This is a genomic window from Microcoleus sp. EPA2 (assembly GCA_020882975.1).
Classification (GTDB): Bacteria; Cyanobacteriota; Cyanobacteriia; order Cyanobacteriales; family Microcoleaceae; genus Microcoleus.
Genome location: JAHRFD010000031.1, coordinates 52,024 through 58,354, shown reverse-complemented (window position 1 = coordinate 58,354; position 6,331 = coordinate 52,024). Strand labels below are relative to the sequence as shown.

At 44.3% G+C, this 6,331-nt stretch carries 5 protein-coding genes and 1 pseudogene; 5 read left to right on the top strand and 1 reads right to left on the bottom strand.

What is annotated here, in order from left to right; all coding sequences use genetic code 11:
• Positions 1–136, bottom strand: a pseudogene (locus AAFP14_RS22245) (photosystem II D2 protein (photosystem q(a) protein)); the annotation flags it as partial.
• Positions 137–331: 195 nt separating this feature from the next.
• Between AAFP14_RS22245 and AAFP14_RS22240 the strand changes: the two are divergent.
• The 5 genes from AAFP14_RS22240 (at position 332) to mutL (ending at position 6,253) form a co-directional block, all read left to right on the top strand.
• Entirely contained in the window at positions 332–898 is a 567-nt protein-coding gene (locus AAFP14_RS22240) for a photosystem I assembly protein Ycf4 (RefSeq protein ID WP_341734370.1), read from the top strand.
• Positions 899–1,140: 242 nt separating this feature from the next.
• A complete protein-coding gene (locus tag AAFP14_RS22235) occupies positions 1,141–1,926 on the top strand; it encodes a peptidylprolyl isomerase (protein WP_472851080.1) in 786 nt (261 codons plus the stop codon).
• A 126-nt stretch (positions 1,927–2,052) separates the two neighbouring features.
• Positions 2,053–3,231, top strand: a complete 1,179-nt coding sequence (locus AAFP14_RS22230) for a beta-ketoacyl-ACP synthase (RefSeq protein WP_341734368.1) — start codon at positions 2,053–2,055, stop codon at positions 3,229–3,231.
• 110 nt (positions 3,232–3,341) lie between these two features.
• Positions 3,342–4,436, top strand: coding sequence for an ATP-binding protein (locus AAFP14_RS22225; RefSeq protein ID WP_341734367.1), 1,095 nt, complete (start codon positions 3,342–3,344; stop codon positions 4,434–4,436).
• Positions 4,437–4,486: 50 nt separating this feature from the next.
• Positions 4,487–6,253 carry a DNA mismatch repair endonuclease MutL gene (gene mutL / locus AAFP14_RS22220; RefSeq protein WP_341734366.1) on the top strand — a complete coding sequence of 589 codons (1,767 nt, stop codon included), beginning with the start codon at positions 4,487–4,489 and terminating at the stop codon, positions 6,251–6,253.
• Positions 6,254–6,331: the final 78 nt, after the last annotated feature.

The following is a 6,331-nucleotide window of genomic DNA, read 5'->3' as shown; positions in this document are numbered from 1 at the left end:
CGATGGCCATATAGGCGCAGGGGAATAGCAGGATGCCAGACCAGCCTACGAAGACGAAGCGATCGCGTTTGAGCCAGTCGTCGAGTACATCAAAGATGCCTCGTTCGTTCTGGGCGCGTCCGACTGCGATTGTCATTGCTGTAAAATCCTCTTGCTTGTTAAAAGGCTAAGGTTTGTCAATTACCCCAACTAAGATTCTTGATGTACGAATGCTAGATGGGGATGAAAGGTGGTTCTAATTAAAGTTAACATAACTATACATTATAATTTCATAAAATTTCAACTCGATTGGTAGTTGAATTAAGATTTGGCTTTAAGGCTTTTGAATTTTATGACTGCACAAACAACGACTTCGAGCGGACATATCCTGCGCCAGCAGGTTTTGGGTTCCCGCCGCTTCAGCAATTACTGGTGGGCGACGGTGGTCAGCATTGGAGGGACTGGCTTCCTGCTGTCGAGCATTTCTAGCTACTTGCACGTAAATCTGCTGCCTTTTGCTGACCCGACTCAGCTCATTTTTATCCCCCAGGGCATCGCAATGGGTTTCTACGGTGTCTGTGCTCTGCTGTTGGGGTCTTACCTCTGGCTGACTGTTCTCTGGGATCTTGGTGGCGGATATAATGAGTTCGATCGCGAAACTGGTAGTATTCGCATCTTTCGCTGGGGTTTTCCAGGCAAAAACCGTAAAGTAGACTTTACCTGCAAAACATCCGATGTTCAATCGGTACGGGTGGACATCAAAGACGGTCTCAGTCCCCGTCGCAGTATTTATCTCAAGCTCAAAGACCGCCGTCAGTTTCCTCTGACTAGAGTCGGACAACCCATATCTTTGTCTAAGGTGGAAAATGAAGCGGCGGAATTGGCTCGATTTTTGAAGGTTCCCTTGGAAGGACTTTAAGAATTTTAGATTTGAGATTTGAGATTTGGGATTGGTAAGTGGGGGGTAAGCACTGACCATCCAGTACCCCTGCAAAACGATAATTTACCTTAAAATCAAACGGCCGAGCCTCCCATCCCCCTTCACCAGGGGGAGGAAACAGAATGTTCCGATTCCTCAGTTTTATGCTAGGGAGTGTCAATTAGCAATTTCTAAGTTTTTGGTCTAATATCTCTAGTTGCCAAGTTTTTAATCAAGTGAAAGTGAAAATGGAAATCCGAATTCAGCAGTGGTTTTTCTCAATTTTAATCATTGGTGCCCTTTTTGTAGGTGGATGTGGTACTTCCACTCCCGCGAATTCTACTCCCACACCGAATCCGGTATCTGGTGAAAGTATTTCTTTGTCTCCGTCTCCGTCTCCTGCTGTTGTGGGTGCTAGTTCGCAATTTAGTAACTTGCCTCGTTTGGAAGGAAAAGCAACGGTGGTGATGACGGTTAAAGGAGCGCCAATTACGATCGAACTTGACGGTACAAATGCTCCGATTACTGCGGGCAATTTTGTGGATTTGGTTCAGAAAGGTGTCTACGATGGGCTGGTATTTCACCGCGTAGTACGGGAACCTCAGCCTTTTGTAGTTCAAGGTGGCGACCCCCAGGGGAAAGATCCTAAATTCCCTTCTGAGCGGTTGGGAACTGGTGGTTTTATTGACCCGAAAACTTCTCAGGAAAGATATATTCCTCTGGAAATTAAAGCTAAAGGTGCGAAAAGTCCTACTTACAGCGTGACGTTTGAGCAAGCTAGGGTTACTGAGAAACCTGTTTTGGTGCATAGTCGTGGGGCTGTGGCTATGGCTAGATCGAATGCTCCTGATTCGGCTTCTTCGCAGTTTTATTTTACTTTGACGGATGTATCTTTTTTGGACGGTAGCTATGCGGTTTTTGGCTATGTCAAGCAAGGGATGGATGTGGTTGATAAGATTGAGGCTGGCGATCGCATTGAGAAAGCTACGGTGACTCAAGGTTTGGAAAATTTTAAGGCTGTTAGTTAGTTGGCAGTAGTTAGTAGTTATTCGTCCTTAGTCATGAGTCATTAGTTAGTAGTCAGTATTCATGAGTTCGGCAAATGCTTTCTGCTGTCTACTTTCTAATTTTTGCCAAAACCCAGCCTTTAATTTATGGATGTTGTTGTTACTGGAATTGGTTTAGTTTCTGCTTTAGGCTCTCTGGAAACTAGCTGGAAAAAACTGTTAGTTGGGGAGTCGGGAATTGAAGAATATCAACCTTTTTTAGAACTTCAACCTCGACCTCTGGGTTTAATTGATTCAAGACCGGCGGATTTAATAACTTTAATGCGACGGGTTTTGGCAGATGCTTTGCAAGATGCTAATTTGACTTTGCCACTTCCTGATTGTGGAATTGCGATCGGCTCTAGCCGTGGTTTTCAAGCCAATTTGGAACTGTTGTTAACAGAAGTCAGAAGACCCCCCCTTACCCCAGTATGGGGAAGTCAGAAGGAAGAAGGAAGGGAATTCCCGATTCCTCATTCTGAATTTGTGCATTTTTTGCCTCACATGGGGGCGATCGCGGTGGCCAGAGCAATTGGTTCTACCGGGCCGGTGCTGGCGCCGATGGCGGCTTGTGCGACTGGTATTTGGTCGATCTCCCAAGCTATTGAGTTAATCCAAACTGGTCTGTGTCAGAGGGCGATCGCAGGTGCTGTGGAAGCGCCCATCACACCCTTAACTCTGACTGGATTTAACCGGATGGGTGCTTTGGCAACAACTGGTTGCTATCCCTTCGATCGAGACCGGGAAGGGTTGGTACTTGGCGAAGGTGGGGCTTTATTTGTATTGGAATCGGCGGATGTGGCAATGGCTCGCGGTGTTCAAATTTACGGCAGAGTTTCGGGTTTTGGCTTGACAAATGATGCGTGTTATGGTAATGCGCCGGAAATAGGAGGAAAAAGTGCGATCGCCGCGGTAAATCAATGTTTGAAACGGAGCAATTTATCAACGTTTGACATCGATTACATTCACGCTCACGGCACTGCAACGGAGTTAAATGACCAACACGAAGCACTGTTAATTCACAAGTTGTTTCCTTTCGGAGTTGCTGTTAGTTCGACTAAAGGGGGGACGGGACATACTTTGGGAGCTTCGGGAGCTTTGGGTATAGCTTTTTGTTTAATGAGTATCAAACAGCAGATATTGTTACCTTGCACCGGAATGCGCCAACCGGGATTTGAATTAGATTTTGTGCGCTGTGCGCGATCGACCAAAGTGAGAAATGCGGTTGGTTTGAGTTTTGGCTTTGGGGGTCAGAATGCGGCGATCGCTCTGAGTCAGTATAGTTAATTTTTTAATAAAAATTTTTAAACTAAAAGTTGATCTGCAATTAAATTCGAGGAATAAGAGAAGATATAAAAAAGAAACTGTTTAGATTAAGCTTCAGGTGGTATTTTCACATGGATTTGGCCTCTCATCGATTTATGTCCTACTTTGAACCCGAACAAGCCGCGCACCTGTGCAAAATAGCGATATTGGAGAATTTTGCCCAAGAAACCCTGGTTTTTGAGGAAGGAGATCCAGCGGATTTCTTATATCTAGTCTTAGAAGGTGAAGTCAACTTTAGCAAACGGATTGACAACAATAAACATCAAACTGTTGCTCTAGCTAAACCGGATGACTTTTTTGGGGAACTCGGAGTTTTAGACGGACAGCCGCGCAGTGCGAGGGCCTTAGCCATTGCAGGCTCAACTTTAGCCAAAATATCTCGCACAGAACTCATAGATACACTTCATTTTAGCAAAGGAACTTCCGTGCTGCAAATTTTTAGCTTTATTGTTCAAAATTTGCGGGACACAACGGATCAGTATGTGAACCAGTTTGTACACAAACAAAAAATGGTCTTGGTCGGAGAAATGGTGAGTACAATTATTCACGATTTCAAAAGTCCTTTTACAGGAATTAAACTCTCAAGTGAAATGCTCAAAGAAATTCACCAGGACGAGGAAACTCAGGAATGGTGCGACCTGATTCAATTGCAGGTTCAGCGAATGTTGGGCATGGCAGAGGAAGTATTAGAATTTTCTCGTGGCAATTCTGTTTTGCATAAAAAACCAATTAATCTGATCCAGACTTTGCAACAATTTGAAAAATTGAATAGGGTTTATTTTGAAGCGGCAAAAGTAGAGTTGGTAATACGGATAACAGAAGTGATAGTGCTGGCTGACGAAAATAAAATTTTGCGCGTTTTGCAAAATTTAGTGGGCAATGCTGTGGAAGCTTTTGGGGGACGAGGGGGTCGTGTAGAGATTACTGTCACAGAAAGTGAGGACTGGGCAGAAATTAGCATTTACGATAATGGACCTGGTATTCCGCGGGCAATTAAGGAAAAATTATTTGAACCTTTTGTGACCTATGGAAAGCGCACGGGTACTGGTTTGGGAACGGCGATTGCTAAGTCGATGGTTGATGCTCACAAAGGGGAAATTACCTACGATTCGGAAGATAATAAAGGTACAACTTTTTATATTCGTTTGCCTAAAAACCTAAGTTAAATGAAGGGCAAAATGAAGTATAATTGAGTTGAGGAATAGCTAAAATTATAATGCCACTTAGTATTCAAACTTTACCCCCAGAAGTGATCGATTTAATTGCCGCCGGTGAGGTAATTGACTCGATGGCTGCTGCGGTGCGAGAATTAGTGGAAAATTCTCTGGATGCTGGCGCAACTCGCATAATTGTTTCTGTATGGCCCCAACAGTGGCGAGTGCAAGTTGCAGATAATGGTACGGGAATGGATTTGAAAAATTTGCACCAGGCTGCTTCTGCTCATAGTACCAGCAAAATTAGCACTGAAGCAGACCTTTACAAAATTGCTACTTTGGGGTTTCGTGGTGAAGCTTTGCATAGTTTGGCTCAGTTGGGTTCTTTGGAAATCTTGAGCAGAACAAAGGATTTGGGATTCGCCGATTTAGATGAAAATCCAGAACATCTGGCTGTTGAAAATCTCTCTGCATCCAAGGGGAAAATAGAAAATGGTCGATCGGGCTGGCGGGTAGTTTACGATGGCGCTGGGGAACCTGTGGAGGTGGAAACAATTGCGATCGCTCCAGGGACGGTGGTGACAGTTAGTAACTTGTTTGGCAATTGGCCAGTCCGTCGTGGCTTTTTGGCACCGGCACACCAAATGCGATCGGTACAATTAATTATTCAGCAAATTGCTCTTTGTCACCCTCAAGTCAATTGGCAGTTGCGACAAGCAAATACTCCTTGTTTTCAGATAACTCCCGGTCTCACAACAAAACAAATTTTACCTCAATTTGTGCGGGGAGTGCGTTTGCATGATTTGCAGTATTTAAAGGTAAATTTGCCCTCGGTTCCCCATAGCAATAAATTGGAGTTAGTAATTGGTTTGCCCGATCGCTGTCATCGCAGACGCCCGGATTGGGTGAAGGTGGCGGTGAATCGGCGGGTGGTGCGATCGCCAGAATTGGAGCAAACTATTCTCAGCGCCTTTGCTCGTACTTGTCCGCGCGATCGCTATCCTCTGTGTTTTATTCACCTGCAAATTTCTCCCTCGGAAATTGACTGGAATCGACACCCAGCTAAGGTGGAAATTTATTTGCAAGATCCTAGTTTTTGGCAAGCACAAGTTAGAGCGGCAATTGCTCGTGCTTTGGAGTTGAATGAAGATGTTTTGCCGCAGCCGACTATTCCCGATCGAGTGGAAAAATTGCTCAAAGCATCAGAACAAAAAGGTACTTATAATCTGGGGATGTCTAGGGAACTCAATGACGACGACGAACAGGTAACAGCTCATCCCATAGGATTGATGGAATTGAGGGCGATCGCTCAAGTTCACCATACTTATATTGTAGCGGAACATCGGAGCGGAATGTGGTTAGTAGAACAACACATCGCTCACGAGCGTGTTTTGTACGAGCAATTATGCGCTGCTTGGCAGTTAAAAACTCTAGAAAAACCCCTAATTTTCAGTCAATTATCGGCTTTGCAAATTGAGAATTTGTCTCGCTTAGGTTTAGAGGTCGAAATTTTTGGCGAACAGCTATGGGCGGTGCGGGAAGTTCCTGCCTTGTTAGCCGAGCGAGATGACTGTAGAGATGCTATTTTTGAACTCAGTAAAGTAGCCGATTTGCAAGCAGCTCAAGTTGCTACTGCTTGTCGTAGTGCCCTTCGCAATGGTACTCCTTTAACCTTGGGTGAAATGCAAAATTTGTTGAATGAATGGCAAAAAACTCGGAATCCTCGCACTTGTCCTCACGGCCGCCCAATCTATTTTGCTTTGGAAGAATCGACTTTGGCTCGGATTTTTCGGCGCAATTGGGTGATTGGTAAGAGTCACGGAATTTAAAATTTGTAATTTTAAAATACAACATGAAAAATACCCTCACATTTTTTTCTATTTTTTTAAATATAATTTTGGTGTTCA